This is a genomic window from Microbacterium sp. I2, assembly GCF_051364985.1.
Taxonomy (GTDB): Bacteria; Actinomycetota; Actinomycetes; order Actinomycetales; family Microbacteriaceae; genus Microbacterium.
Map to the genome: position 1 here is coordinate 1 of NZ_JBLWIH010000027.1, position 26723 is coordinate 26723.

General features: G+C 69.6%; 25 protein-coding genes. 8 read left to right on the top strand and 17 right to left on the bottom strand.

Annotation, left to right across the window (positions count from 1 at the left end; translation table 11 throughout):
* Positions 1 to 125: 125 nt before the first annotated feature.
* Both ACLKM7_RS19025 and ACLKM7_RS19030 read right to left on the bottom strand, forming a co-directional pair.
* Positions 126 to 590, bottom strand: coding sequence for an AAA family ATPase (locus tag ACLKM7_RS19025; protein ID WP_436448874.1), 465 nt, complete (start codon positions 588 to 590; stop codon positions 126 to 128).
* 239 nt (positions 591 to 829) lie between these two features.
* Complete coding sequence (locus tag ACLKM7_RS19030) at positions 830 to 1063, bottom strand: histidine ammonia-lyase (RefSeq protein ID WP_436448945.1); 234 nt, start codon at positions 1061 to 1063, stop codon at positions 830 to 832.
* A 282-nt stretch (positions 1064 to 1345) separates the two neighbouring features.
* Here ACLKM7_RS19030 and ACLKM7_RS19035 point away from each other — a divergent pair, with 282 nt between their 5' ends.
* Positions 1346 to 1762 (top strand): HIT family protein, encoded by a 417-nt coding sequence (locus tag ACLKM7_RS19035; RefSeq protein ID WP_436448875.1) that lies wholly within the window; start codon positions 1346 to 1348, stop codon positions 1760 to 1762.
* A 104-nt stretch (positions 1763 to 1866) separates the two neighbouring features.
* Here ACLKM7_RS19035 and ACLKM7_RS19040 read toward each other — a convergent pair whose 3' ends face one another.
* Positions 1867 to 2349, bottom strand: coding sequence for a hypothetical protein (locus ACLKM7_RS19040; RefSeq protein WP_436448876.1), 483 nt, complete (start codon positions 2347 to 2349; stop codon positions 1867 to 1869).
* Positions 2350 to 2494: 145 nt separating this feature from the next.
* The gene (locus tag ACLKM7_RS19045; RefSeq protein ID WP_436448877.1) at positions 2495 to 3448 is read right to left on the bottom strand and encodes a hypothetical protein; all 954 of its coding nucleotides are present in this window, start codon (positions 3446 to 3448) and stop codon (positions 2495 to 2497) included.
* 157 nt (positions 3449 to 3605) lie between these two features.
* Here ACLKM7_RS19045 and ACLKM7_RS19050 point away from each other — a divergent pair, with 157 nt between their 5' ends.
* Positions 3606 to 4229: a hypothetical protein gene (locus ACLKM7_RS19050; RefSeq protein ID WP_436448878.1), complete on the top strand. Its 624-nt coding sequence runs from the start codon at positions 3606 to 3608 to the stop codon at positions 4227 to 4229.
* A gap of 63 nt (positions 4230 to 4292) precedes the next feature.
* Here the strand turns inward: ACLKM7_RS19050 and ACLKM7_RS19055 are convergent, their stop codons facing one another.
* The 3 genes from ACLKM7_RS19055 to ACLKM7_RS19065 form a co-directional block, all read right to left on the bottom strand.
* A complete protein-coding gene (locus ACLKM7_RS19055) occupies positions 4293 to 4466 on the bottom strand; it encodes a hypothetical protein (protein ID WP_436448879.1) in 174 nt (57 codons plus the stop codon).
* A 117-nt stretch (positions 4467 to 4583) separates the two neighbouring features.
* Positions 4584 to 5069, bottom strand: coding sequence for an AAA family ATPase (locus tag ACLKM7_RS19060; protein ID WP_436448880.1), 486 nt, complete (start codon positions 5067 to 5069; stop codon positions 4584 to 4586).
* Positions 5070 to 5227: 158 nt separating this feature from the next.
* Complete coding sequence (locus ACLKM7_RS19065) at positions 5228 to 7822, bottom strand: family 78 glycoside hydrolase catalytic domain (protein WP_436448881.1); 2595 nt, start codon at positions 7820 to 7822, stop codon at positions 5228 to 5230.
* A gap of 124 nt (positions 7823 to 7946) precedes the next feature.
* On the opposite strand from ACLKM7_RS19065, the gene ACLKM7_RS19070 reads away from it, so the two are divergent.
* The 5 genes from ACLKM7_RS19070 to ACLKM7_RS19090 all read left to right on the top strand — a co-directional run bounded on the left by ACLKM7_RS19070 (position 7947) and on the right by ACLKM7_RS19090 (position 14074).
* Complete coding sequence (locus ACLKM7_RS19070; protein WP_436448882.1) at positions 7947 to 8765, top strand: NAD-dependent epimerase/dehydratase family protein; 819 nt, start codon at positions 7947 to 7949, stop codon at positions 8763 to 8765.
* Between the two features lie 2 nt (positions 8766 to 8767).
* Positions 8768 to 9766 (top strand): LacI family DNA-binding transcriptional regulator, encoded by a 999-nt coding sequence (locus ACLKM7_RS19075; RefSeq protein ID WP_436448883.1) that lies wholly within the window; start codon positions 8768 to 8770, stop codon positions 9764 to 9766.
* A 31-nt stretch (positions 9767 to 9797) separates the two neighbouring features.
* Complete coding sequence (locus ACLKM7_RS19080; RefSeq protein ID WP_436448884.1) at positions 9798 to 11315, top strand: apiosidase-like domain-containing protein; 1518 nt, start codon at positions 9798 to 9800, stop codon at positions 11313 to 11315.
* Positions 11312 to 13477: a beta-galactosidase gene (locus ACLKM7_RS19085; RefSeq protein ID WP_436448885.1), complete on the top strand. Its 2166-nt coding sequence runs from the start codon at positions 11312 to 11314 to the stop codon at positions 13475 to 13477. The genes ACLKM7_RS19080 and ACLKM7_RS19085 overlap by 4 nt, the downstream gene beginning before the upstream one ends.
* An 81-nt stretch (positions 13478 to 13558) precedes the next feature.
* The gene (locus tag ACLKM7_RS19090; protein WP_436448886.1) at positions 13559 to 14074 is read left to right on the top strand and encodes an alpha/beta fold hydrolase; all 516 of its coding nucleotides are present in this window, start codon (positions 13559 to 13561) and stop codon (positions 14072 to 14074) included.
* A 56-nt stretch (positions 14075 to 14130) separates the two neighbouring features.
* Here ACLKM7_RS19090 and ACLKM7_RS19095 read toward each other — a convergent pair whose 3' ends face one another.
* The 9 genes from ACLKM7_RS19095 to ACLKM7_RS19135 form a co-directional block, all read right to left on the bottom strand.
* Positions 14131 to 15396: an MGH1-like glycoside hydrolase domain-containing protein gene (locus tag ACLKM7_RS19095; protein WP_436448887.1), complete on the bottom strand. Its 1266-nt coding sequence runs from the start codon at positions 15394 to 15396 to the stop codon at positions 14131 to 14133.
* Positions 15393 to 17270, bottom strand: coding sequence for a hypothetical protein (locus tag ACLKM7_RS19100; protein ID WP_436448888.1), 1878 nt, complete (start codon positions 17268 to 17270; stop codon positions 15393 to 15395). The genes ACLKM7_RS19095 and ACLKM7_RS19100 overlap by 4 nt, the downstream gene beginning before the upstream one ends.
* Positions 17271 to 17501: 231 nt before the next feature.
* The gene (locus ACLKM7_RS19105; protein ID WP_436448889.1) at positions 17502 to 18257 is read right to left on the bottom strand and encodes an SDR family NAD(P)-dependent oxidoreductase; all 756 of its coding nucleotides are present in this window, start codon (positions 18255 to 18257) and stop codon (positions 17502 to 17504) included.
* Positions 18258 to 18285: 28 nt separating this feature from the next.
* On the bottom strand, positions 18286 to 19164 hold the full coding sequence (locus ACLKM7_RS19110) for a phosphogluconate dehydrogenase C-terminal domain-containing protein (RefSeq protein ID WP_436448890.1): 879 nt from the start codon (positions 19162 to 19164) through the stop codon (positions 18286 to 18288).
* Positions 19161 to 19970, bottom strand: a complete 810-nt coding sequence (locus ACLKM7_RS19115; RefSeq protein WP_436448891.1) for a sugar phosphate isomerase/epimerase family protein — start codon at positions 19968 to 19970, stop codon at positions 19161 to 19163. Before ACLKM7_RS19115 ends, ACLKM7_RS19110 begins: the two co-directional genes overlap by 4 nt.
* On the bottom strand, positions 19967 to 20782 hold the full coding sequence (locus ACLKM7_RS19120; RefSeq protein WP_436448892.1) for a triose-phosphate isomerase family protein: 816 nt from the start codon (positions 20780 to 20782) through the stop codon (positions 19967 to 19969). Before ACLKM7_RS19120 ends, ACLKM7_RS19115 begins: the two co-directional genes overlap by 4 nt.
* Positions 20782 to 21279 carry a ribose-5-phosphate isomerase gene (locus ACLKM7_RS19125; protein WP_436448893.1) on the bottom strand — a complete coding sequence of 166 codons (498 nt, stop codon included), beginning with the start codon at positions 21277 to 21279 and terminating at the stop codon, positions 20782 to 20784. Before ACLKM7_RS19125 ends, ACLKM7_RS19120 begins: the two co-directional genes overlap by 1 nt.
* On the bottom strand, positions 21272 to 23029 hold the full coding sequence (locus ACLKM7_RS19130) for a dihydroxyacetone kinase family protein (RefSeq protein ID WP_436448894.1): 1758 nt from the start codon (positions 23027 to 23029) through the stop codon (positions 21272 to 21274). The genes ACLKM7_RS19125 and ACLKM7_RS19130 overlap by 8 nt, the downstream gene beginning before the upstream one ends.
* Positions 23026 to 24432 (bottom strand): MFS transporter, encoded by a 1407-nt coding sequence (locus tag ACLKM7_RS19135; protein ID WP_436448895.1) that lies wholly within the window; start codon positions 24430 to 24432, stop codon positions 23026 to 23028. Before ACLKM7_RS19135 ends, ACLKM7_RS19130 begins: the two co-directional genes overlap by 4 nt.
* A gap of 133 nt (positions 24433 to 24565) precedes the next feature.
* On the opposite strand from ACLKM7_RS19135, the gene ACLKM7_RS19140 reads away from it, so the two are divergent.
* Positions 24566 to 25324, top strand: a complete 759-nt coding sequence (locus ACLKM7_RS19140; RefSeq protein WP_436448896.1) for a FadR/GntR family transcriptional regulator — start codon at positions 24566 to 24568, stop codon at positions 25322 to 25324.
* Positions 25325 to 25340: 16 nt separating this feature from the next.
* Here the strand turns inward: ACLKM7_RS19140 and ACLKM7_RS19145 are convergent, their stop codons facing one another.
* Positions 25341 to 26690: a glycoside hydrolase 43 family protein gene (locus ACLKM7_RS19145; protein ID WP_436448897.1), complete on the bottom strand. Its 1350-nt coding sequence runs from the start codon at positions 26688 to 26690 to the stop codon at positions 25341 to 25343.
* Positions 26691 to 26723 lie beyond the last annotated feature (33 nt).

Here is a 26723-nt window from a genome sequence, read left to right on the forward strand (position 1 = left end):
ACTGCCCCGCCTGAAAGCACTCCCACGCCTGCTGGACCACATCCAGCCGGAACCTCAGCGCCAACTCCGCCACAACACTCTCCATTCAGCAAGTGTTGCGACCACCGCAAGAACCCAAGGATCGCCTACCGTGCGCTACCGGAGCCGTGCGGTATTGCGAGCTTCTCGATCTCGTCGGCGAGTTCGCCGATGGGCCGGCACGCATCGAGTTCCAGGGTCGCGCCGCGACGTAGCAGGGGCTCAATGTCCCGCGCGTATCGGCGTACATCGGCCTGGTCGCGTTCTGATTTTCCGTAGGGATTGTTCGTACGCGTCGAGAGGCGGTGTAGCAGGACGTCGACCGGTGCGCTGAGAAGAATGACGGCCGCGAAGCGGTCGTAGAAGCGCCCCTGATTCTCTACCGTGCCGGCTACGACCACGGGCGAGGCGGCTGAGAGTAGAGAAGCCATTCGCGGTTCGTCCCACGCGCCGTCTGCGCGCACCCATGGGCCGTAGTCCGTGTCGATCGTTCGATGGCCTCGACGAGAGAGTTCGCTCAGCACCGATGACTTTCCGACGCCGGACATTCCCGTGACCAGGATTTGATCCACAACTCGGGAGCATAGTTCTCAGCCGTGCGGTAGCCGGTCACGCAGCGCGCAGACAACCTTCTGTTCAAGACCGAGAGTCGAGGAGTCGTAGCGGATGCCGTCGCGGGTGGTCCAGACCTTCCGCCCTAGGAGCTGTGTGAGCACCTGCTCCGAGTCGCGCAGGCCGCTTCCCACCGGGAGTCCGGCAGGACGAACCAAACTGGCTCTTCGCAATCGAGGGTGTAGCCGCGCGCACCCCCTCAGTCGGAAGACCCGCCAGGGAAGAACGGATTCTCCGGACCGTGTAGACGGCCGGTCGCGGGGTCGACCCAGTTGCCGGATCCGTTGGCACGGTGCCAGCGCTTGTGGAACGCGAGGTCGGTACCGTCGGCTTCGACGACGGCGGCACCGCAAAGATCGCAGATGCGCAGGATGACTGTGTCGCCACTTGCGGTTGTGACCGAGACCGCCCCCGCCGGAAAAGCGATGCCCACCAACCGCCTCCTCTCGCGTGTCCGGCCGTCGCACTTTGACGCCGAGACTGCACTCAAACTACGCCATGTAGCGCCGGCGTGCCCCGGCGAGCCGCGACGAGACGAGGCATGTCGTCGGAAGGTCAGCGTAAAAACGTCCATCCTCGTAGGGCCTCGCCTCACCACGCGAAAGTCCGCTGGATCCGCCTGCCCCGCGTCACAGCGGTTCGTACGAGGGTCGGTCAGCGGGCATTTCGGCGGCTGTCGGCACGCCGGAGAATACGTGCTGGCTAGAGTCGCCCCATGAGCGTGCCGTGTGTGTTCTGCGATCTCATTCGAGACGACTCCGCGACGTGGGTGGCAGTCGAGGAGCACGCGGTCGCGTTCAAACCTCTCGCGGAGGACGCTCTCGCCCCTGGGCACACTCTCGTCATACCCCGCATTCACCGTGAAGGACTGTTCGGACCGACCGAGGTCGAACTAGCTGCTGTCATGGATTTGGTCCGGCTCGTGGCGAGGGCGATGCGAACCGAGCTCGGCAGCACCGGGACCTTTCTCCTTCAAGCGAGCGGCCCCGACTCTGGTAGCACAGTTGCGCACCTTCACTTCCACGTCGTGCCGTGCTGGGCCGATGACGAGGCAGACTACTGGCCGGTAGCACGCTCCGCCCATATCGGCCACCCTGACCCATACGTTGCGATCCGCTCTGCTCTCACATGACGCTCGGCTAGCGCGCCGGCATCGAGCGAGTAACGGGACTTGATCCCGTGACCCGGGCGACTAGATGGGTCGGCTACCGAGCGGATGCCGGTCCCGTCACCGCACTATGGCGTGATGTCGTCGCTCGAGTCTCGCCGGTAAACCAGCCGTAGCTCGACACCGTCCTGCGTAGGTCTGTTGTATATCCACAACGCGCGCCAGTCCAGCGGTGTCGGACCGAGCTGAGTGGGCTGTTCGGACAGCCCCATCTCCTCAAGGAGCTCATCAGCTGTGCGACCGGCCGCTGGCCGAACCGTCACGTACGTGGTGACTCTGTAGTTCGAGGCCTCGATCCGCGGTTCTCCCACGATCGTTGCGCCTTCCGGCGCCGTGATCACCCACGACGGCGGAACCGCGTCCTTCGTGCTCGCGAGACCGATGACCTGCAAGAGGAGGTAGCCACTGACGAGGATCAGGGTGATGGTCAACGCGATGACGCAACGGTCTCTAGCCGACAGGGGCCGCGGCGCGTCGTCGCCGGCGGGGTCCGCCTCCGACCGTGTCGTCAACACGCTCGTCCTAGCGATCGCGCGCGCCGGACGTTTCATGTCCTCACCGTACCGGCCCGAGGCCCGGCCACCCGGGGTCCTCAAGCGAACTGTTCGACGCGTGATCACGGAGGTCGCGCGCCGGTGCGTTGTCCCTCGCTCCGGTCGCACACCGTCCGAGTGCGCGATGTCCATGACCGGTTGTTCAGGCTGCGGTGAGGATCGCCTCGCGCCGCTCCAGCAGCGTACTGATCCGCATTGACGTCTCAACGGCGCTGGTGGCCAGCTGCTCTGCGAGCTGAGCGAGGCGGTGGTCAAGCTTCTCGGCGCTCGCGCGTGCTTCGGAGATGCGGTCCATCACCATCCAGTCGCTGAGGACGTTATCGAACAGCACGTCAAAGACCGCCAGAGTGTCGGAGATCTCGACGCCATCGACGGTCGATGCCCCGAGGTCGGCGAGCTCGGTCGAAAGCCGCTCGAGCGCCCGGTTGACCGCGGTGAAGGCGTCGGTGGCTTCGCTGATGTTCGAATGCTTGACCATGTCGGCGACCAAGCCGCCCCCGAAAAAGGTGTCGTACGTCGACCAGCCGCCCGCGCTGTCCAATTTCACGAGTGCTTCGTCAAGTGCTGCTTTCGTGGCGCGCAGCGCTTCGACAGCCTCCGTGATCTCGCGTTGACGCGCCGCGGCCACGCCCAACTGGTCGGCGATGGCAGTCAGTTCCGCCGCTTCGCGGCCGCCGGCTGCACGCAGGGCGACCTCGTAGGCGGCCAGCGCTTCACCGTACGCGTAATCCGCGCCGCGCAGGTCATCGCGTTCGCTGCGGACTCGGGCGGCGTCGGCGATGGCGCTGTCGAGTCGCGCCTGCGCGCCGGCCACGGCGAGCGCGGCGGCGTCGGCTTCGGCGCGCTCGATGGCAAGGCGATCGGCCGTGTCTCCGCGCAGCGTCGCCCAGATCTTCGTCGGGGAGAAGGTCTCGAGCCGGCGGACGTCGGTCTGCTCCACGTGCAGCCCCCGCTGCAGCTCGGCCAGCTCGCTGCGCCGCGTGTCCACGAGCGCCCCAGTGGCATCCAGTTGGGCGCTGAGTCGTCTGTGACGCGCACGGGCCTCTGCGGCGGAACGGACGGCCTCGGACAGGGCAGCCAGGTCGGGTTGGGTCACCCAGTCACTGTGCCACACGACTCGCGCCGGTAACCGAGATCTCGCATGGGAGCGCAGGGCCAAGGAAGGAGCGGGTGAGGGCGAACCCGCGCCAGACGAGCCGCACGTTCGCCGGTCCGTCTGCGTGAGCCAATTGCTGCCGCCCTATCGTGGTGGGATGCGCGGGATCGAGGTCGACGAACGAGACTCATCGTGGGAATCGAACGACCCGCGCTACCGGATTTACGTCTTTACGGGCGCTGCTTCGGCGGTGACCACGGTCGATCTAGAGGATGCGACGTTCAAGGACGCGGAATGGTCTGCGACCACCCTCGCGGGCGAGGACGGGGTGTGGTCGATCGCGCTCGTCGTCGATGATTCCACCCGCGGCCGTGGCCTGATCTGGCTGGTGGGAGGCGACTACAACTCGCCGCCGAAGTCGCCTCGTGAGTGGCGGATGCGTGCGGAGATGCAAGACCGCCTGCTCGCACTGCGAAGCCGTAAGAGACTTCCGCTCACTCTCCCGGACGGACGGCGGGTCATCCGCCTCTTTCCGGATTGGGGGCGGGAGTGGCCGATCTGGGAATCCTTCAGCGACGAGTACACGCTCGACGCTGAGGACCTGCCGCTGAGCAGTGAGCTGTCCGCCGACATCTATGCCTGGAACGCCGCTTGGCAGGCGAGGGCAGAAACCGATCCTGTGCCGGATGGGTGGGCCGAACACGGACGATACCTCCATGCGCGGATGCAGGCAGAGCTCCACGCAGTCGCCGAAGTGCGACCGGACTTCGAATCACCCTGAGCCCATCGCACCATTGGAGCGGACGCCGGTCGTCAAGCGCGCGAGCGGCTGACCTCGCCGGGGTTAGGGCCGGTATTCGTCCCTGGGTGTGGGAGAGGGCTTTGGCGGAAGCATCGTCTGTGCATTCATCTGCTCGGGCGGTTTGAGGACCGCGAGGAAGAAGGCAAGCGCCTTCGCGAGCGTGCTGCCGATCACCACGGCTGCGGCCCAGGCGAGGGAACGATCGCGATCGGTCATCTTGCAAGCATTCATCATCGGAGTGTCGAGCGTCTAGCGGTCGGCGACGTGGAACAAGCGATTGGCGGTACTCGAGCGCGCCGAAAATGGAGGGGCAACGGGACATGAACCCGCTACTCACTCAACCCCATGCCGGTCGGTTACGGCGTCCTTGGAGTCGGGCGGCTCGATCAGCTTCTCGACTTCATCCGCGAGTTCACTGACAGGTCGGCGCGCATCAAGCTCCAAGGTCGCGCCGCGACGTAGCAGGGGCTCGATGTCCCGCGCGTATCGGCGTACCTCGGCCTGGTCGCGTTCTGATTTTCCGTAGGGATTGTTCGTACGCGTCGAGAGGCGGCGCAGTAGAACGTCGAGCGGTGCGCTGAGGAGAACGACGGCCGCGAAGCGGTTGTAGAAGCGCCCCTGATTCTCTACCGCGCCCGAGACGACCACGGGCGAGGCGGCTGAGAGTAGAGCAGCCATTCGCGGTTCGTCCCACGCGCCGTCTGCGCCAACCCATGGGCCGTAGTCCGTGTCGATGGTTCGATGGCCGCGACGAGAGAGTTCGCTCAGCACCGATGACTTTCCGACGCCGGACATGCCCGTGATCAGGATGTGACCCACAACTCGGGAGCCTAGTTCTTGCCCGTGCGGATGCCGGTTGGACGCAGGCGCGTTCCAGATGTGGTCGCGGCCCCGCGTCGCTCGTGGCGCGTTTACCCCGCCCGATGAACAAGTTGTTCAGGGTGCCCTTTGCGCGCCCAGGGCGGGACTCTGGGGTCTCACTCGCGAAGCGCGACAGTGCGTGAATAGGTGCCACTGCCCAGCGTCTCCTCGTCGGCTCCGACGAGATCCAGCACCGCCTCGGCACCCACCGGCACAGTCACCTCGACGTGCAACTCCCCGTCCCCGATCCGCCACGCGATCGCGGCCTCACCGTACGGCGTGAGTTGCCGCGCCGACGCCGACGTCAGCCCGCCGCCGGGACGAGGCGCGAACCGAATCCGCCGATACCCGGGCGCTGCCGGAGCCAGCCCCGCGATCACCCGGTGCATCCAGTCCGCCACCGCACCCAAGGCGTAGTGGTTGAACGAGGTCATCTGGCCCGGGTTCACGGTGCCGTCGGGCAGCAGAGAGTCCCAGCGTTCCCACACCGTGGTCGCACCCTGCTCCACCTGGTACAGCCACGACGGGCACTCGCGCTCCAGCAGCAGGTCGTACGCCGTGTCGATGTGCCCAGCCCCGCTGAGCGCGTCCGAGACGAGCGGCGTGCCGACGAACCCGGTCGCGATGCGGTTGCCGGCGTCGCGCACGAGCTGCGCGAGACGGGATGCCGCAGCATCCCGCATCTTCGGATCGGTGAGGAGGTCGAACTGGAGGGCGAGGGCGTACGCCGTCTGCGCGTCGCTGGTCATCGTGCCGTCGTCGTTCACGTATTCGGCGGTGAACGCGGCGGCCACCTCGTCAGCCAGCCCGTCGTACCGCCCGGCCTCGGACGACAGTCCCAGCACTTCCGCCATGCGCGCGACCGTACGCGCGGACTTGGCGAAGTACGCGGTCGCGACGAGGTAGCGGTCGGTGCGGACGTCGGCGGGGTCGTTCGGCGGTGCCGCGGGGTCGAGCCAGTCGCCGAGCTGGAAGCCGGTGTTCCACAGTCGCGACGGCCCTGAGATGCGCTCGATCAAGTCGACCCAGCGCCGCGCGCTGTCGAACTGCGCGCGCAGCACGCCGGTGTCGCCGAAGCGCTCGTACAGCGTCCAGGGCAACAGGGTCGCGACGTCGCCCCACACGGCGCCCGGCCGCAGCGGCGTCCACATCTTGTCGGCCGGGATCACGGGTACGTACCAGGGCACCGTGCCGTCGGGCAGCTGCTCGATCTCGAGGTCGCGCAACCACCCCGCGAGCATGCCCGAGACATCGAACAGCGTCGAAGCCGTCGGGCCGAACACCTGGATGTCACCGGTCCACCCGATGCGCTCGTCGCGCTGCGGGCAGTCGGTGGGGATGTCGACGAAGTTGCCCCGCATGCCCCACAGCACGTTCTGGTGCAGACGGTTCAGCGCGGGATCGGACGACTCGAACCATCCGGTGCGCTCGAGGTCGGTGTGATAGACCCGCGCGACGAGCGCCCCTGCGGCAACATCGGCGTCGAGGTCGCCGGGCCAGCCCGACACCGCGACGTAGCGGAAGCCGTGGAACGTGAAGCGCGGCTCCCACTCCTCGAGCTCGCGTCCCGCGAGCGTGTAGTTGTCGGTCGATCGCGCGTCGCGCAGAGGACGCGTGTAGATCTCGCCGTCTTGCATCACCTCGGCCGTGCGGAGCGTCACCGTCGTACCCGCCTCGCCCGAGACGCGGATGCGCACACGCCCGACGAGGTTCTGGCCGAAGTCGAGGATGCGTGAGCCGCTCGGGCCCGTGAGCACCTCCACGGGTCGCAGCTCCTCGGTGCAGCGCACCGGGGGAGCGGTCGGCGCGACGAGCGTGGCGGGGTCGCGGTGACGTTCCTGCGCCATCTCCCACCCGGCGTCGTCGAAGCCGGGACTCGACCAGCCGGCGTGCTCCTCGCGTGCGTCGTAGTCCTCGCCGTCATAGATGCCGCTGTGCAGGATGGGGCTCGCCGCGGCGCGCCACGTGTGATCCGTGGCAACGACCTCGCGCGTGCCGTCGGCGTAGGTCAGCTCGAGCTGGCCGAGGAACGACTGATCGGTGCCGTAGACGTTGCGGAACCCGCCACGCCAGCCGAGGCGACCGCGGTACCAGCCGTCGCCGAGCCACGCGCCGAGGGCGTTGGCGCCGGGCCGCACCTGCTCGGTGACGTCGTACGTGTAGTAGCGCAGCCGCGCGCCGTACACGGTCCAGCCGGGCGAGAGCGTGTCGTCGCCGACGCGCTCGCCGTTGAGCTCGGCCTCGTACAGCCCGTGCGCGGTCGCGTACAGCCGGGCACGCACGAGGCCGTCGCGCACCTCGAAATCGCGACGCACGAGTGACGGACGGCGGCCGTCGGACTGGGGGTCTTCGTTGCGGGTGGCGCCGACGGGCCGTGCCACCCAGTCCGACGGTTCGAACAGTCCCGTCTCGAGCGTCGTGGGAGCGGATGCCTCCGACCACGCACCGTCGACACCGCGCACCGCGATGCGCACCGTCACGATGTCGCGCGAGCCGAGCGGCTCGGCGGGCCACTCGACCAGCACCTGCTCGCCGCTGTCGACCTCATACGAGGCCGCGCCGCCGTCTCGCTCGATGTCGACGCGGTAGGCGGCCTGACGCCAGCCCGATGGCGCGGAGCTGACGACCCACGACAGCCGCGGCATCCGCTCGCCGATCCCGAGGGGTTCGCGGTGGTGCTCGATGCGGGGTGCGTCGACGATGACGGTCATGGTGGGCCTTCCGTTAGCCGCGAACACCTCTGAAACGTTTCGGTTTCGCGTGTACAGTGAGTGTGCCAGGGAGTTCGAATCGTTTCAAGTCGCTCGTGCGAGGAGGCACTCAATGAGGATCGGCGTGACAGGCAGCGGCGGCAAGCTCGGCCGTGCAACCGTCGAGTGGCTTCGTGCCGACGGCCACGAGGTGACGGGATTCGACCTCGCCGGAGTCCCAGGACCGGGCTTCACGCGGGTCGATCTCGCCGACTTCGGCCAGACCCTCGACGCGTTCCTCTCGGTGACCGCCCGCCACGACGGACTCGACGCCCTCGTCCACCTCGCGGCGATCCCCGTGAACGGATTGATTCCGGATGCCGCCACCTTCCACAACAACATGACCGTGTCGTTCAACGCACTGTTCGCGGCGCACCGCGCCGGCATCCGGACGATCGTGCTCGCGTCGAGCATCACGGCGATGGGCTTCCCGTTCGACGAGGCGCCGCCCGCGCTTCCCGTCGACGAGAGCTACACGAGCGCCAACAACACGTACGGACTCGGCAAGGTCGCCGAGGAGGCGATCGCCGCGCAGCTCGTGCGCTGGGGCGACGGCACCTCGATCACGGCGCTGCGCTTCACGAACGTCGTCGCGGCCGACGAATACGCGACGTTCGAGCGCGCGGGCGAACCGGACTACCGACGCGACCTCATCGGGTCGTGGATCGACGCGCGTGACGGGGCCGAGGCGGTCGCGCTGGCGCTCGCCGCCGCCGAACCCGGGTTCGAGGTGTACAACGTCGCGGCGCCCGAATCGGGCGTGGCGGCGCCGTCGCGCGAGGTGGCGGCCCGGTGGTTCCCGGGCACGCCGGTCGCCGACGATCTCGGCGAGTTCGAGTCGCTGATGTCGACGCGCAAGATCCGCGCTCGGCTCGGCTTCGTCGCCCGGCACGACTGGCGCTGACGATGTCGAGGCCGGGGATCCGTCAGGTTGCAGCCCGCGCGGGAGTCGCGGTCGGCACCGTGTCGGCGTACCTCAATCATCCCGACCGCGTGTCGGCCGAGCGGGCGGAGCGCATCGCCGAGGCGATCGCCGAGCTCGGGTTCGTGCCCAGCAGCGCGGGCCGGCAGCTGCGACTCGGTGTCAGCAGTCTCATCGGCTACCTGTCGCCCGACGTCAGCAACCCGCACTTCAGCGAGATCGCGCAGGACGTGGAGTACCGCGCCGAGCGCCTCGGCATGACGGTGTTCTTCGCCCACTCCCACGGCGATCGCAACCGCGAGGACGCCTACCTCGAGGCCTTCGAGCAGCGCCAGGTGCGGGGTCTGCTGGTGTCGTCGTTCGAGCCGGTCGAGGAGCGACTCGCGGTGATGCGCGATCGAGGCACGCCCTCGGTGCTGGTGGGGCGCCGCGCATGCCGGCCCGAGCAGCCATCGGTGTCGATCGACGACGTCTCGGGCGGCCACCAGGCCGCCGAGCACCTGCGGGCGAACGGATGCCGCCGCCTCGCCTTCGTCGGCGGTCCGCTGCCGGTGCAGCAGGTCGCCGACCGGCTCGCCGGGGCTCGACAGGTCGCCCGCGACCTCGAGGTGATCGAGGTCGCGGAACGGTCGATCGCGGTCGGGCGATCGGTCGGCGACGCCCTCGCGGCGCGTCCTCCGGCGGAGCGACCCGACGGGGTCTTCGCCGCGAACGACGTCCTGGCGCTCGGCATCCTGCAAGCGCTCGTCGCCGGCGGAGTCTCGGTGCCCGCCGAGGTCGCGCTCGTCGGATACGACGACAACGAATTCGCCGAGGCATCCCTCATCCCGCTCACGAGCGTGCGTGCGAGGCACGAGGACTTCGGCGCCACAGCGGTCGACCTGCTCTTCGAGGCGATCGAGCAGGCGTCGCTGCCCGACCCGCAGCGCGTGTACGCACCGGAGCTGATCGTGCGAGAGAGCTCGCGCCGCACCACTTCTTGACTCTTACGGACCACATCGAAGGAGAACATCCGTGTCATCCCCTCAGCCCAGTGAGCTGTACCGTCCCATCGAGCTGACGTTCGAGGGATCGGCGCTCATTCCCGCCGATCGCACGCCGCTGACCGTGCGACTGCGGCACGCGGCATCCGGAGCCGAACGGGCCGTGCCGGGATTCTGGGACGGCGGCACCACGTACCGCGCGAGGTTCGCCCCCGATGTCGAGGGGGAGTGGACCTGGCAGAGCGAGAGCGAGGATGCCGCGCTGTCGGGCACGACCGGCACGTTCGAGGTCGTCCGCGGCAAGGACCACGGCCCGGTGCGGGTGGCGCACCGGTTCCACTTCGCCCACGCCGACGGCGCGCCCTTCCGCCCGGTGGGTGCGACCGCCTACAACTGGCTGCACCAGGACGAGCCCCTCTTCTCGTCGACGGTCGACGCGATCGCCGAGGCGGGATTCAACAAGTTCCGGTTCATGGTCTTCCCGCAGGGCGGCGGGTACATCGAGCACGTGCCGGAGCTGATGCCGTTCGAGAAGACGGACGGGCGCTGGGATGTCACGAAGCCCGTGCCGGAGTTCTTCCAGCGCCTCGACCGGGCCGTCGACGTGCTCGGGGATCGCGGCATCCAAGCGGACGTGCTCATCTACAACGCCTATGACCGTGGTCAGTTCGGTCTCAACGAGCTGACCGAGGAAGAGGACGCGATCTACCTGCGCTACCTCGTCGCGCGCCTGACCGCCTACCCCCACGTGTGGTGGTCGCTGTGCAACGAGTTCGATCAGCTCGAGCGACCCGCCGAGCGGTGGGACCGCACCGGCGCGCTGCTGGCCGAGATCGATCCGTACGATCACCTGCGCTCGATCCACAACTGGATCGAGCTGTACGACAACAACCAGCCGTGGGTGACGCATGCGTCGATCCAGAACGGTTCGGCGACGACCGACTTCGGCCGCGCGAACCTCTACCGCGACGTCTACGGCAAGCCGGTCGTGCTGGATGAGATCAAGTACGAGGGCGACATCGACGACCGCTGGGGTCATCTCGATGCCCACGAGCTGGTGCACCAGTTCTGGATCACGACGGTGGCCGGCTGCTACGCGTCGCATGGCGAGAGCTTCGTCACCGAGAGTGGCAGCCTGCACATGGTCGAGGGGGGACCGTTGCGCGGCGAATCGCCGGCACGGCTGGGGTTCCTGCGCGGCATCCTCGACGACCTCGTCGTGCCCGGCCTCGACCCCATCGACAAGTGGGACGATCCGGCATACGTCGCGGGCGCGCCGCGCCGGCAGTACGTCCAGTACCTCGGGCGTTCGGCGCCGGAGTCATGGGAGTTCCGCCTGCCGATCGGCGTTCCGGGGGAGCGACTCGAGGAAGGCGACCTGTTCGAGGTCGACGTCATCGACACCTGGAACATGACGATCACGCCCGTCGGCCGCCGATTCACGCTGACCGACGTGCAGCGCAACGACGCGTACGACCGCGAGTCCGCTCCCGTGGCGCTGCCGGCAGGTGAGGCGCTCGCGCTGCGCATCACCCGCATCGAGGCGTGAGCGTGGCCGAGCCGGCGGCACCTTCTCCCTCCGACGCGGGCGGGGCCGCGGCATCCGTCGACCGCCTGCGCGCGTGGCGCGGCGGCCCCCGCCTCGGAACGGCGTACTACAACGAGTACCTGCCCGGCGATGCCCATTCCAGACGTGCGCGGCTCGAGACCGACCTGCGATTGATGACGGATGCCGGGATCACGTGCATCCGCGTCGGTGAATCCGTCTGGTCGACCTGGGAGCCGCGCGACGGCGAGTTCGATCTCGACTGGCTCACGCCGGTGCTCGACGGCGCGCACGCGCACGGCATTGACGTGATCCTCGGCACGCCGACGTACGCGGTGCCGCCGTGGCTGGCCCGCAAGCACCCAGAGCTCGCCGTCGTGCGCCGCGATGGATCCCGCGTGCCCTGGGGCGGGCGGCAAGAGGCCGACTACACGTCAGAGGTGTTCCGTGGCTACGCCGAACGGGTCATCCGAGCCGTGCTCGGGCGGCACGGGCGTCATCCGGCAGTCGTCGGCGTGCAGCTCGACAATGAGGCGGGCCTGCACCTGATCCACAACGACCACGTCGTGGCGCGCTTCCGGCGGTGGGTCGCAGCGCGCTACGGCGACGTCGACACGCTCAACCGCGAGTGGGGGCTGACGTACTGGTCTCACCGCATCTCCGAGTGGGACGAGCTGTGGCATCCGGCCGGAAACACGACGCCCGCGTACGACCTCGCGTGGCGCCGGTTCCAGGCCGAGCTGACAGCGGAGTTCATCGAGTGGCAGGCCGGGATCGCGCGCGAGCTCGTGGCCGACGACACGTTCCTGACGACGTGCATCGCCTACCAGCGCCCCGCGATGGACGATGTCGCGGTCGCCGCGCACCTGGATGTCGCCTGCGGCAACGCCTACTACCTCGCTCAAGACTCGCTCGACCTTGCTCGTGAGGGTGCGGGCGGGCAGTGGTACGCCGACGACGTGCCGCAGCTGATCCTCATGGCCGACCGCATGCGCGGCTCGCGGGAAGCGCCGTTCCTGGTGACCGAGACGGGTGCCGCGTCGATCGGGCCGGCGTGGCTCACCCGACCTCCGTACGACGGCCAGCTCGCCCAGGCGGCGTGGCTGCTGGTGGCACGGGGCGCCCGCCTCGTGTCGTACTGGCACTGGCACACTCTGCACTCCGGCGCCGAGGTGCACTGGGGCGGCATCCTCGGGCACGACCTCGAGCCCGGCCGGATCCATCGCGAGGTCGCGAGGATCGGCCGAGAGTTCGCGGGCGCGGCGTCGTGGCTGGCGGATGCCGAGCCCGACGCCGACGTGGGAATCGTGTACGCGCACGACAGCGAATGGATGATGGCGTTCGAACCGCCTCTCGCTGTTGGGGGCGGCACTCCCGATCGCGCCGCCTACGGTCGCATCGTGGGTGCGTTCGGCCGGGCCGCCGTCGACGCCGGACTGCAGGTCGGCTACGTCAACGAGCGCCGGCTGCCCGAACCAGGGGAGCTGCTCGCGCGGTTCCCTGCCCTGATCGTCGCCGGCCTCATCGTGGCGTCGGACCGGACGCTGACCGTACTCGAGGAGTACGCGCGGCTCGGCGGACGACTCATCGTGGGACCGCGCACCGGATACGGCGACGACGAAGGACGCATGCGTGCCGCGGTTGCGCCGGCGGTGCTCGGCCCGGCCGCGGGAGTGGCGTACCGCGAATTCGCGGCCCTCGCCGACCCCGTGGCGGTGGTCGCTCCCGACGGACCCCTGGCAGGGGCATCCGGTCAGGCGCACGGCTGGGTCGACGCCCTCGAAGCCGGTGATGCCGACGTGGTGCTGCGCTACGACCACCCGCACTTCGGCCGGTGGGCCGCCGCGACGCGGAGCGTGGTGGGTGACGGAACGGTCACGATCGTCGGGACGCTTCCGGACCGCTCGCTCCTGAGAGCAGTGGTGACGGATGCCGCGGGCCCGGCGCGCGTCGCCGGCCCACTCGCGGAGCGGCCGCTGCAGGTGACGACGCACTCGTTGGCGGGTGCCCGCGGCCGCGTGTGGGTCGTGCACAACTGGGCGCCGGAGTCCCGGACCGTGGCGGTGACGCGGGACGTGGCATCCGTCGTCGATGACGCCACCCACGACGCCGGCACCGTCGTGGAACTCGGGCCCTGGGACGTGAGGATCTGGCGCGAGGCCTGATCGATCTCGCGAGGTGCTGGCGGGCCGTCGGCACCGCGCCGTAGCATCCGGTGAGTCTGTTCGCGATACAGGAGGCCCGCAATGGCGCAACACACCCTGGAGCTGCCGGATGTCGACCTGGTCTACGACGTCCACGGTCCTCTTCCGACCGCGGATGGCCGGCCGCCGCTCGTCATGATCGGCCAGCCGATGGACGCGAGCGGGTTTCAGGCGCAGGTGAAGCTGTTCGAGGACCGGACGGTCGTGACCTACGACCCGCGCGGCCTGGGCCGGAGCAAGCGCAAGGATGGCAGGGTCACGAACGATCCGGAGACTCAGGCGGAGGACGTGCACGCGATCATCGAGGCGCTCGGCGCCGGCCCGGTGGACATGCTCGCCAGCAGCGGCGGCGCGGTGACGGCGCTCGCGTTGGTCACGGCGCACCCGGATGACGTGTCGACCCTCGTCGCCCACGAGCCGCCGATCGACAGTGTGCTGTGTCGCTTCCCGGCACGGCTTACGGCGTGTCGTGACACCTCAGCGGGCATGGCGCCGCCCGGCTCGGTGTTCGGGTGTCAGGACACGCGGCATCCCCGCGCGGGATACGGCGTGTCGTGACACTTGAAGCCCGCGCCCACTCGGGAGGAGCCCAGGGGACCGGGCCGATCCTGCGGCTAGAACTCCGCGACGACCGGACGGCCCTCGAGCCACGCGATCATGTTGAGCACGAGGAAGTTCCAGTTCTGGAAGTTCCGCGTCATGATCGGCTCGCCGTTGTCGGGGTTGTAGAACTCGTGAAGCGACCCGGTGGTCTCGAGGTCGCGGCCGAACAGGCGCACGGTGTCTTGGGCCAGCTCGCGCGCGTCATCCGCGAAGCCGTACTTCAGCAGGCCGCGGAACACCAGGTAGTTGCTGACGCCCCAGATCGGGCCGAGCCAGTTCGACGGGTTGTTCGACGCCCGCAGGTTGTACTGCTTCTCGAGGCGCGACAGCGTGCGCACACCATAGTTCGCGCGGAACGTGCGGCGGTCGATCACGCGCTCACGCATGCGATCCGCCTGCTCCTGCGACGCGAAGCCGGCCCACAGCGGCAGGAAGCTCGACCAGTTGTCGACCCGCAGGAGAACCGACGACCACGAGCGGGGCGCGCCGCGGTGCAGCCAGTCCTCGGGGTCGATCGGGCGCAGGGCGAGGTCGGCGCTGTAGAACGTGCCGTCGCGCTCATCCCACAGGTGCTCGTTGACGGAGTCGGCGAGATCCTGCGCCCGGCCACGCCAGCGGTTCGCCTCACGCACCTCGTCGAGGTCCTCCAGCAGCGAGCCGAACGCGAGCAGTTCGCGGTAGAGCAGCGAGTTCAGGTAGATGGAGGCGGTGCTGCGTGCCGGCCGGTAGTACACCGACGGGTCGTTGTCGACGCCGATCGCGAAGTCGGTCTGCCAGTAGGCGAGTCCCGTCTCGGCGTGGATGTGGCTCTCGAGATAGCGCTCGAGAAAGCGCTGGAGTGCCGGGATGTCGCCGCGAAGCCACTCGGCGCTGCCCCGGCGGCGCGCTAATAGCGCCGCCTGCTGCGCGAGCACCGGCTTGTGCATGTTCTCGGAGAAGCCCGCCGCGCGGCTCGGGTCCGCATGCAGGAACGGTCCGTCCGGCTTGAGCAGCACCGGCATGACGCCGTCCTCGTCGGTGTGATCGAGGAAGTTGCGGATGGTGCCCTCCTCGTACTCGCCGAAGCGACCGCGCTGGTCGGTCTCGAGCTCGACCTGGCCGAGCACGACGCTGATGAACCATGAGTCCCAGTCCCACAGCGCGTCCGAGTAATACGGCGAGTCGGGCGAGCTCGGCACCGTGTACGGGTGCGACAGGATGCCGGAGGGCTCGCGTGTCATCTGCACGGCATGCTCGCGGATGTGGTCCTGCAGCAGGCGCATCCAGTGCTCGGTCATGATCCTCCATGATTCAGAGCGGTCGCGGCGACCGCGAGGCGGACGAAACTGCCGCCGTCGATGTGTGTGGTGAGAGAGCCGGTGGGGGTGTCGACGGTCACAGTGCGGCGCTGTCGATCGAGGTTCGCGACGAGCACGGTGTCGCCGGCTTCGCCTCGAGCGCCGATCGCCCACACCAGGCCGTCGGGGGAGTCGCCGCGCAGGCCGGGCAGACCCGCGAGCGAGGCGAGCGCGGTCGCGGCAGCATGCACGGGCCGTGGGGTCCCGGTGTCGTCCGCCAGCCCGCGCGTACCCCACTCCTCGAAATACGCGATCGTCGCGACGCCGGGGACGGCCAGGGCCGCGGCACTCGCCACTGTCCACGTCGCGAGCTCGGGCGCGCTGATGCGGGCATCGGCGGAGTCGATGAGCGCGGAGCCATAGCCATCCCGCAGGTCGTCGTGTTCAGGCCTCGGCGGCGGCGTGGTGGCGACGTCGTTGAAGTGCGGGCGCAGCGACACCGGGCCGACGTGCACCGGCACACCGCCGGCGATGTCGGCCGCCTGGGTCGCGATGAGCCGCTGCATCGGCAGCGACTCGATGAGCTGGTGCGTACCCAGGCTGTGGAAGAGCGGCGTCACGCTGAAGACGACGCCGTCGAGGTCCGCCGGAAGCCGGTGGTTCTCCCGGTTGAGCTCGGTGAAATGGGAGCGGGCGCCGCCGACGACGGGGGCCTGGATTCCGGCATCCGTCATCGCATCGCGCAGCAGCGCGATCGCCCGGGCATCCGAGACGTGCCGGGCGGGTCCGGTCGGCCAGAACGCGGTCACGCGGGCGAGGTCGTGGCCGCGCAGCGCACGCACACCTTCGCCGAGAGCCGACGGGTCAGCGTCGGCGAGCACGAAGCGAACGTCGAGAGGACGGGCGGTCCGCACGCCCCCTCCGGACGCCGTCCCCACGGCCCCTCCACTCGCCGCTGGCGCGTCGAGTGGAGCCTCCGGCCGCGTGGGCCCAGGCGCGTCGCCCGGAGCCTCCGGGCGCGTGGGCCCAGCCGCAGCCCGCTCCAGCGCCGCGCGCCAGTTGCGCGTCGCGAGGTCGAGCTCGACCAGAGTCACCGCGCCGACCGGCTCAACGGCGGGGGCCGGGTCGGGCGCGGTCGATGCGCTCACGGCGATGTGGGGCAGCGGTACTCCCGGCTCGAGCCGGATCCGCGCCGGCGCGTTGTCGTCTTCCGCGGCGACGGCACCGCTCACGCGCACCTCGACCGACTGCACGACGCGCTCGCCCGCCGCCAGGCGATACGGGAAGGGGAGCCCGAGGGGTCTGCTGTACGTCTTGTACGAGGCATCCGTCCAGTTGCGCTGGTCCTCCATCTCGAACACGTCGCCCGCGAAGCGCACGTCCACGTCAAGGCCGGCCGGATCGGTCCATGACAGCGCCGTGATGTCGAACGCCGGCTGATGGGGGCTGATGCGGTTGGGGAACGCGGTCTGCTCCACCGCGCCGGCAGCGTGCGTGATGCGCAGCGCGCTCCCCGCGAGCGCCGGGGGGTGCAGCACGACCAGGCCGGTGCGGTTGGTGTCGAAGTCGGTCTGCGACTCGAGGTCGGTGAGCACGACGAGCCGGTCAGCCCGAACCTCGGCGCGCACGATGCCACGCAAGTCTGCGCCGAACGCCTCGCAGCGCACATGCAGCGTCACGGCGAGATCGCTCGCATCGACGCGATCCACGATCAGCGGCGGGGTGTCCCAGTTGCGATCGCGCACGACCGAGCGCACCGAGCGCAGCACGACGCGCCCGTCGAACGCGATGTCGGCGAACTCGTCGTCGCGCACCTCGACCGACCACGGGCCGCTGCGCCACTCCACGGCACCCTCGCCCCACCACTCGCTCACGCCTTCATCCTCCTTTATCGCCTACCTCTGGTCGCCCCTCGCCCGTGCGGTGAGAACCACGTGGAGGTTGAGAAACCACGCAGAGGTTGAGAAACCACATGAGGCGTGATGTTTCAACCTCGGCATGGTTTCTCGACCTCAACCCCTACCCCGACCCCGACCTCGACCCCGACCCCGAACCCGACCTCAGCCTCGGCCGCGACGACGGTCGGGCAGCACGCGCCGTCGAGATCAGAGCGACGTCATGCCGCCGTCGACCTGGAACAGGGCTCCCGTCGCGAACGCCCCGTCGTCACTGGCGAGGTACACCATGATGCCCGCGACGTCGTCCGGCGTGCCGGCGCGGCCGAGCGGGATGCGGCCGATGATCGCGGCGCGCGACTCGGGGTCCTCGCTGATGGCCGACACCAGCGGCGTCTCGGTGTACGCCGGCTGCACGGTGTTCACCCGGATGCCCTGCGGCGCGTACGCCGCGGCCACTGTCCGGGCAAGTCCGTGGATGCCGGCCTTGGACACGCTGTAGGCGGTGAAGTCCTTGCCCTCGCCGTTGACGCCGGTCGGGCTGCCGGTCAGGATGATCGACCCGCCACCCCGCGCAAGCATCGAGCGCACCGCGTGCTTGACCGTCAGGAACGTCCCCGTCAGGTTGATGTCGATCGTCCGCCGCCAGACGTCGAGGTCCAGGTCCGCGGCAGGCGCGTCCTGCCCGAACAGCTGGACTCCCGCGTTGGCGATCACCACGTCCGGCGCCCAGCCCGCCGCCTCGATCTCGGCGAAGCCGGCGGCGACCGCACCCTCGTCCGAGATGTCCATCGTGACCGCACGCGCGTTCTCGCCCAGCTCGGCGGCGGCACGCGCTGCGCCGTCGCCGTTGCGGTCGGCGAGCACGACACGGGCGCCCTCACGGGCGAATCGGGTGGCCACGGCCAGCCCGATGCCCAGCGCGGCTCCCGTGATGAGCGCGGTCTTGCCCTCGAGCTGACCCATATCCGTTCCCTTCCGACCGCGGGCGCTGTCAGCGCTCGATCTTGTCGAGGTGGAGCATGCGCGCGAGGTTCTTGTCGAGCTCGTCGTCGCGGAAGATCTTCTTCCAGTCCTCCTTGATGATGCTCTCGCGGCCGTAGTCCATCGCGATGAGACAGGCGTCCGAGAACGGGTTGTCGCCGCGCAGGCCGTTGGCCAGCGCCACCTGGGTGTGGCCGTACAAGATGCTGCGCGCCGCCGCCTCGGGAACGCCCATGGTGTTCACCGTCTCTTGCAGCGCCTCGTTGAGCAGCGCGCCGATCATGCACGCGACGGTCTCGACGAGGGTCGGCTCGAGCTGCGCGAGCTGCTTGATCGTGACCCAGTGCACGTCGATCACCGGCGCGTAGATCGCGCGCACGGTCGCCTCGACGATCGCCTTCTTCGCGGGGTCGTCCGACTCGATCGCGGCGATCGCGTCCTGCGGGGCGGCGATGCCGCCGAACGTGTCCGCCCACTCCTCGGGCGTCTGCCGCTGCAGGAAGATCGACGGGTGGCACGGGTGCGCGACGGACTGGATGACGTCCTCGCGCGTCGTCAGCAGACCGGCGTACGCGGCGGCGGGATCGAGCGTCAGCACGATCGCGCCGGCCTTCAGCTGGGGCACCAGTTCGGCGGTCACGGACTGGAGGGCGAGGTCGGGTACGGCGAGCACGACGATCTCGGCGTCGGCGACGGCGGTCGCGGCATCCGTCAGCTCACGGCCGGCATCGATCGTGCGCTGTTTTCCGGCCGGCGAGTTCTCGACGTACGCGACCTCGTGTGCCGTCTTGACGAGATTGTTCGAGACGCGCATGCCCATCTTGCCGCCCGCTCCGATGACGGCGATCTTGTAGGACTGGGTGCTGGTCTCGGTGGCGGTGGTGCTCATGCGATGCTCCTCAGGTATTCGACGGTGATGCGGGTCCATTCCCGCTCGGTTCGGATGGTGGTCTCGGCGTCTCCCTGCCAGGACAGCCAGTGCTCGACGATTTCGTTGACCTCTGGCTCGTCGACGCCGCGTTCGCGCGGGCGGACGGTGTCGAGCAGGTGCGCGTAGTCGTGCAGGCCTTCGCCCATCGGCGCGCCGCCGTAGGTGAAGCCGACCCAGCCGGCCTGGCGCGCGAACGCGAAGTCCTTGACGTGGATGTTCTTCACATGCGGCGCGGTCGTCTCGACGCAGTCGCGCGGGCGCTCGAGCCGAGCGACGACGTTCGCCGGGTCGAGGCACACGCCGAGCCGCTCGCTGCCGATGCGCTCGATCAGGGCGACCAGCTCGTCGGTCGCGACCTGCTCGTAGGTCTCGAGCGCAAGATCGACTCCGGATGCCTCGAACCTCGGCAGCGCGACGCGCAGCCACTCTTCGGCCTGGGCCAGGGTGGGCCGGGTGTCGGGGGAGTACAGCATGCTCCGCACGAGCTTCGCGTCGAAGAGCTCGGCGAGTGCGAGGAACCGTTCCAGCCGCTCGGGCTCGATGCCCTTGGTGCCCAGCTCGATCCTGAGGCCGAGATCGCGCGCGGCTGTCGCGGCGTCGACGAGCTCGCCGTCGGTCATCGTCTCGAGCGGGGCGTAATCGCAGATCTGGAACAGATCGACGCCGAGCTCTTTCGTCGCCTCGAACGCGCCGACGAGTGACAGGGGCTGCGGCACCTGATCGGAGTGCTGCCAGAAGAATGCGTAGGTTCCGAGTCCGATCATGCGCCGGCCTCCGTGCCGTCGTCGGTCTCGTCGCTGAGCTCCTCGCTCCACGATCGATCTGCGACGGCGGATGCTTCGTCGAGCACGGCGATGAGGGCGTCGGGGTCATGGGCGAAGCGGCCGAGGAAGAGGCCGTCGACGTCGTCGCCGAGTCGGGTCAGCAGGCCGGGTCCGGCGGAGCCGCCGTAGATGACGCTGCTGCCGGCGCGAGCGGGGTCCGCGTCGAGCGCGCTGCGCAGGGCGCGGGTGACGGTGGTGATGTGTGTCGCCGGTGCGGGCTGGGGGGCGCCGATGGCCCAGACGGGCTCGTACGCGACGACGACGGGGCCGGCGGGGGAGTCCTCGAGGTCGGTGTGCAGCTGAGCGACGGTGGCCGCGGCCGCGTCGTCGGCCGAGAGACGGTCGGCTTCGCCCACGCACAGCACGGGCACGATGCCGGCGTCCAGCGCCGCGGCGACCTTCGCGGCGACGACCTCGTCGGTCTCTCCGAACAGGCGCCGGCGTTCGGCGTGGCCGACCTCGGCATAGGTCACGCCGATCTCGGCGAGCTCGGCCGCGGTGACCTCGCCGGTGAACGCACCGGCCGGGAACGCCGAGACGTCCTGTGCGCCGACCCGCACCGGCGTACCGGCGAACGCGTCGAGGGCCGCGGGGATCTGCAGGTACGTCGGGATCACGAACAGCCGCACGTCACCGGCGGTCACCGGGAGGTGCTCGCCGACACGTCGCGCGACGTCGGCGAACCAGGCCGCAGCCTGGTCGTGCCCGAAGTACGTCTTCAGGCTCACTCCCACGATGACCGGGCCGGACATCAGCAGCTGCCGGTGGTCTCGTACTCGTCGATGACGGCGACCTTCTCCGCCGAGGCGGAGGAGGTGTCGAACCGGTAGGTGAGCCACTCCCGCACCAGGCGGCGGGCGAGTTCGATGCCGACGACCCGCTGTCCCATGGTGAGGACCTGGGCGTTGTTGGACAGTACGCCGCGTTCGACGGAGTAGGAGTCGTGTGCGGTGACGGCGCGGATGCCGGGCACCTTGTTCGCGGCGATCGCGACGCCCAATCCGGTGCCGCAGATCAGCAGCGCCCGGTCGGCGTCACCGTCGGCGACCTGCTGCGCCGCCTCGATCGCGACACGCGGGTACGGGGTGTGACCGTCGGCGTCCACGCCGACATCGATCACTTCGACCACGCCGGGGTTGTTCTGCAGGTCCCTCTTCAGGATCTCTTTGTAGTCGAAGCCGGCGTCGTCGCAGCCGATCACGATACGCAGCGGCGCGGGGGTCGGCTGAGGTGTGGCGGTGTCAGGCATCGGCGTTCTCCTTCTGAGTCGCGAGCAGGTCGCCCACGGCGGTCACGATGAGCGCGAGCGAGTGCGCGCCGGGGTCGGGGGTGCCCACGCTGTTCTGCCCGTGGGTGCGGGCGCGGCCCATTCGGGGGAGCAGATCCGCGGTGGCCGCGGCGGCGCGGGTCGCGGCATCCGCTGCGCTCCGCCACGCCGAGGCGAGACCGGCGCCCGCGTCGACAGCGTGGGTCAGGGTGGTGCTGAACGGCACGAGCGCGTCGACGAGGGTCTTGTCGCCGACCTCCGCCTTGCCGTAGTCGGTGACGCCCCGCGACGCCGCAGCGACGCCGGCGGCCACCGCGCGCGACTCCGGACGCCCCTCGTCGCCGAGCTTGGCGGCGAGTGCGTTCAGGATGACGCCCCACAGGGCGCCCGAGGTGCCACCGGCCCTGTCGGACCATGCGTGGGCGGCGCGAGCCAGAGTGGTGCCGGCGCCGGCACCGGCATCCACCGCGGACGTCGCCGCCGCCAGCGCGGCGTGGGAACCGCGCTGCATCCCGATGCCGTGGTCGCCGTCTCCGGCGATCGCGTCGATGCGGCCCAGCTCCTCGACGTGAGTGTCGACGGTCTCGACGATCGTGCGGACCGCGGCGAGCACGGTCTGCGCCGCATCACGGGATGCCTCGTCCCCCGGCTCGATGGCGGCGAGGGCGTCGTCGGCGCCGGCCGAGGCATCCGTCTGCTCCCGCGGGGCGACGGAGCCGCGCCGATATGCGGGCGTGTCGACCGGTGTTCCCCACAGCTCTTCGAGTTCGCTGTGCTGTTCCGCACCGTCCAGCCAGAACAGGGTGAGCGAGGTGCCGGCCATGTCGAAGCTCGTGCAGTACTCGCCGACGTGCGGGTCGACGATCTCGACACCGGCGCCGGTCAAGAGCTGCGCGATGCGCCGGTAGACGACGAACATCTCCTCGTACTTGAGCGACCCGAGCCCGTTGAGGATCGGAACGACGCGGGCCCCCCTGGCCGCGTCGACACCGTCGGGAAGCTCGCCCAGCAGCCGCTCGACGAGCAGTTCGGCGAGCTCGTCGGCGGTGGGGATCGCCGTCTCGTGGATCCCGGGCTCGCCGTGGATGCCCAGCCCGACAGCCATCCGGCCCTCAGGCACCGTGAACAGCGGCGCCTCGGCGCCAGGCAGCGTGCAACCGGTGAACGCCACACCGAACGAACGGGTCCGCTCGTTCGCCAGCCGCGCCACCCGCGTCACCTCGGCCAGGTCGTACCCCGCCTCGGCCGCGGCGGCCGCGACGCGGAACACCGTGAGGTCGCCCGCGATCCCGCGGCGTCTGTGCTTCTCGTCGACGGTCGCCGACATCACGTCGTCGGTCACGGTGACCGTCTCGCACGCGACGCCCTCGGCCCGCAGGCGCTCCTGCGCCGCGTCGAAGTTGAGCACGTCGCCGGCGTAGTTGCCGTAGGTGAGGAACACGCCGCCGCCGTTGTCGGCAGCCTTCGCGACGGCGTAGACCTGCTGCGCCGAGGGCGACGCGAAGAGGTTGCCCATCGCCGCGCCGTGCGCGAGGCCCGGCCCGACCAGTCCTGCGAACGCAGGGTAGTGGCCCGAACCACCACCGACGACGACCGCGACCTGACCGGTGGGGGACGTCGTGCTGCGCACGACCCCGCCGGTCACGCGCCTGACGTAGCGCTCGTTCGCCGCGACGAACCCCGCGATCATCTCGTCGGCGAAGTCGGCCGGGTCGTTCCACAGTCGTGTCATCGCACGTCGCCCTTCACACCGGCGGACTCTGCATCCCCGGCCGACAGGGGCGTCGGGGTGACCTGCTCGACCTCGGCGGGGGCGATGCGGTTGCTGCGGGCGAGCAGCACCATCAGCACCGCCGACACGAGCATGAAGAAGCCGACGATGAACATCGGGATCTCGTACCCGCCGGTCCAGTCGTGCACGGCTCCCGTCACGTACGGGGCGGAGAACCCGGCGAGGTTGCCGATCGTGTTGATGAGCGCGACGCCTGCCGCGGCCGCGGCTCCCGTGAGGAAGCGCGTCGGCAGCGTCCAGAAGTTCGGCAGCGCCGCGAAGATCGCGCATGCCGTCACGGTGATGAATGCGATCGTGGCCGCGGGGGAACCCGCGAAGAGTGCCAGCGGGATGCTGACGGCACCGGCGATGGCGGGAACGGCGATGTGCCACGTCTTCAGGCCCCGCTTGGAGGCATCCCGCGACCAGAAGTACATGACGATCGCAGCGGGCAGGTACGGGATCGCGGTGATGAGGCCCTTCTGCAGGACGTCGAAGGTCTGCCCGGTCTGCTCCTGGAAGCCGTCGATGATCGTCGGCAGGAAGAACGCCAGCGCGTACAGGCCGTAGATGAAACCGAAGTAGATGAACGACAGCACCCACACGCGGCCGCTCTTGAAGGCGTACTTCGCCGAGACGTGGCCGTGCTCCTTCTGCTGGGTGGCGGCCTTCTCGCGATCGAGGGCGTCGGTGAGCCACACCTGCTCCTCGCGGGTGAGCCACTTCGCGTCGGACGGCTTGTCCTTGAGGTAGAACCACGCGATGACGCCGACGATGATCGCCGGGATGGCCACGCCGAAGAACATGAAGCGCCAGCCCTCGAGGCCGAAGAAGACCTCATCCTGCTGGATGAGCCAGCCGGCGAGGGGGGCGCCGATCACGGTGGTCAGTGGCTGGGCCAGGTAGAAGAGCATGAGGACGCGGCCGCGGTACTGTGCGGGCACCCACAGGCTGAGGAACAGGATCGCGCCGGGGAAGAAGCCGGCCTCGGCCACGCCGAGGAGGAAGCGCAGGACGACGAGCTGCTCGAAGTTCTGCACCCACGTGAACAGCAGCGCGACGATGCCCCAGCTGACCATGATGCGGGCGAGCCAGCGCCGGGCGCCGAACTTGTGCAGCGCCAGGTTCGAGGGCACCTCGAGCAGGATGTAGCCGATGAAGAAGACGCCCGACGCGAAGCCGAACTGAGCCGCGCTGAGCGCGAGATCCTCGTTCATGCCGTTGGGGGCGGCGAAACCGATCGCGGTGCGGTCGAGGTAGTTGATGAAGAACATCAGCGCCACGAACGGCACGAGGCGGGTCGACACCTTGCGGATGGTTGATCGCGCGACCCGCGCGTCGGGGGTGGTCTGCGTGCTGTCCACGGTGACTCCTGCTCATCGACAGTGATTCGAGCGACCATTCGGCCGGCTCCAGTGTGACAAACCGGTTGACCAATTGCAAGTCCCCGGCGCTGCGAGGGTCAACCGGCCGGGTCCGCGCGTATAGGTTGTTCGCATGCCCGCCTATCCCGACGACCAGTCTGCCGAGATCGCCGCGGCCCTGGGTGCTCTGCCGGCAGGGACGCCGGTGTCCGAGGTCGCGCGACGTCTCATGGACCTCTTCACGGGCGGCTCCCTTGCGCCAGGCACGCGCCTTCCCCCGGAACGACAGCTGGCCGCAACGCTGGGCGTCGGCAGGTCGGCCGTGAGAGAGGCGCTGGCCGCGCTCGAGATCCTCGGCATCGTCGATGTGCGTCCGGGTTCGGGGACGTACCTGCGCGGCACCGCCAGCGAGCTGCTGCCGCAGACCCTGCGCTGGGGGCTGCTGATCGGCGAGCGCAACACCGCGGAGCTGCTCGAACTCCGGTCGGGCCTGGAGATCTACGTCGCCCGGCTGGCAGCCGCACGCGGCAACGCGCGAGAGCTCAAGGCGGTCGAGACCAACCTCGAGCGCATGCGGTCCTCCATCGAGGATCTGCGGGCGTTCGCGAAAGCCGACCTGGAGTTCCACCACGCGCTCGGGCGCGCCGCCGAGAACAGCATGCTCGTCGACCTGCTGCATGTCGTGCGTTCGCTGCTGCAGGTGTACGCCGATCGTGCCGTGCACAGCACAGCCGCCGCGCTCCTCGCGGTCGAGGAGCACGACGCCGTCCTGCGCGCCGTCCAGGCGGGGGATCAGGATGCCGCGGCCTCGGCCATGGCGATCCACATGGCGACGGCATCCGCTCGCCTCGCCGCCGATGCGGCTGCCCGCACCCCCGCCGACGTCGGCTGAACCGATCGGGGCCGGTTCACGCATCGACCTCGAACAGGGCGCCGTCGGGCGAGTGCGCGCCGAGTGCGCACTCGAGGCCCGTCCACTGCGTGGGCACGGGTGTGAACCACCCTCCGGCCGGTTCGCCGTCGACACGGAAGCGTGCCTCGGGGCCGTCGAACTCGACTGCCAGTCGGATGGGTGCGCTCGCACGGACGAGGATCTCGTGGTCGACGGCATCCGTGAGGGGTTCGACCTCGGGCGGGGCGACGCGCAGCCGGTGATGACTCTCGCCGATCAGTGACAACGCGCCGACCCCCTCGAGCAGCGTGAACTCGACCCGGGCCGCCCGTTCGAGGGGCCGTGCGAGGAGGCCGCCGGTGCGCAGACCGATTCGCCGTTCGTCGGCATGCGTCACGAGATCGTGCGGCGAGGCGCCGCGCCCGTGCCACCCCGCATCGGCCGTTGCGGTGGGTGGGCTCCCGCCGAACGGCCGAGGAGTCGGCATCCGCCATTCGGTCACCGGCTCGGCGGCATCGCCGGCGACCGCCGCGCCGATGCGGGGCCAGCCGTCCTCTCCCCACGCCAGTGGCTGCAGATGGAGTATCCGGCCGTGCTGCGGCGTGTGCTGGAAGTGCAGGAACCACTCCTCGCCCCGAGCTCCCACCACCCACGCGCCCTGGTGCGGGCCGTTGATGTCGGTCGCGCCCTGCTCGAGCACGACCCGGGCCTGCCAGGGTCCAGCGAGATCGCGGGAGCGGAAGACGTACTGCCACCCCGTCTCGACGCCGCCCGCGGGGGCGAAGACGAAGTACTCGTCGCCGCGACGATACAGCTTCGGTCCCTCCAGGACGGTGCACCCCTCGACCGCATCTCCGTCGATCAGCACGCGTGCGGGGGCGAACGTCCGGGTCAATGACGGGTCGACCTCGACGATGTCGAGGCGATTGGCGAAGCCGGCGCGGGATCGCGCCCAGCCGTGCACCAGCCAGGCGCGCCCGTCCTCATCCCAGAAGGGGCAGGGATCGATCGGTCCCGGCCCCGGGATCAGCAGTCTCGGCTCTGACCACGGGCCCTCGAGCCGCGGTGCATCGACGACGTAGACGCCGCGGTCGGGGTCCGCCCACGTGATGAAGAGCCGGTCGCCATGTTCGCGGATCGCCGGCGCCCACGCGCCCCCGCTCGGCTGCACGAGTGGCTGATGTCCGCCCGCGAATCCGGCCGGGTGCCACGTGACGAGATCGTCGGACCGCCACAGCGGCAGGCCAGGGCGACGGTCGAAGCTCGACGCGACCATCGCATATCCGCCGCCGGTGAGCGCGATGACGTCCGGGTCCGGCACATCGAATGCCAGGACGGGGTTGGTGTAGCTCGGGTTCTGACTCACATTCGCTCCGTACTGACAGACCCACTTGGGTAA